At 48.8% G+C, this 920-nt stretch carries 1 pseudogene; it reads left to right on the top strand.

Features of this window, described 5'->3' with window-relative positions:
* Nucleotides 1–920 (top strand): annotated as a pseudogene (locus ACWPVL_RS11690) (sugar ABC transporter ATP-binding protein); the annotation flags it as partial.

Here is a 920-nt window from a genome sequence, read left to right as displayed (position 1 = left end):
ATGCTAAGATCATCATTATGGACGAGCCGCCTGCAGCTTTGACTGAGACGGAAATTAGTCAACTTTTCACAGTGGTGCGGCGATTGAAGGCTAAGGGCGTGGGATTTATTTATATTTCCCACCGCATGGAAGAAATTTTCGAGATTGCAGACAAAGTGACCGTGATGCGAGATGGACGCTCAATCACCGAATACGCCACCAAAGATGTCACGATGAAACAGTTGGTCAAGGACATGGTCGGGCGGGAGATCGAAGACTTTTATCCGGAGCGCACGCCGACTTTTGGCCCGGTTGCGATGGAGGTTAAGCACTTAACTGAAAAAGGCGTCTTTCAAGATGTCAGTTTCAGCGTCCGTCAAGGTGAAATTCTCGGTTTTTCCGGGCTGATGGGTGCGGGGCGAACCGAGATTATGCGGGCATTATTTTGAATCGACAAGTATCAGTCCAACGAAATTCTGCTTGACAAACAGCCGGTCATGTTTCGTGATCCGCAATCGGCAATTCGTCACAATCTCTGTTTCTTGGCGGAGAATCGTAAGGACGAGGGATTGATTCTGGATGACTCGCTTCACGACAATATAGTTTTGCCTTCGATTGATGGGTTTGTGAAACATGGTTTGGTGGACGATAAAGCCACTGATGATTTTGTTCGATTATTAATGAAAAGGCTTACAGTCAAAGCGATGGGACCGGACGTGACTGCTGGCAGCCTCAGTGGCGGGAATCAGCAGAAGGTCGTGTTGGCTAAGTGGATCGGCTCGGGGTCGAAAGTCTTGATTCTCGATGAGCCGACGCGTGGTGTGGATGTCGGCGCCAAACGGGAGATTTATGATCTGATGAACGAGCTAACGGATCGGCATGTTGCCATTATCATGATTTCCAGTGACTTGCCGGAAGTATTAGGACTGAGTGATCGGATC

The sequence above is a fragment of the Streptococcus sp. Marseille-Q8145 genome (assembly GCF_965112035.1).
Note: the sequence above shows the minus strand (reverse complement) of the source record. Positions and strands in the feature narration are given on the sequence as shown.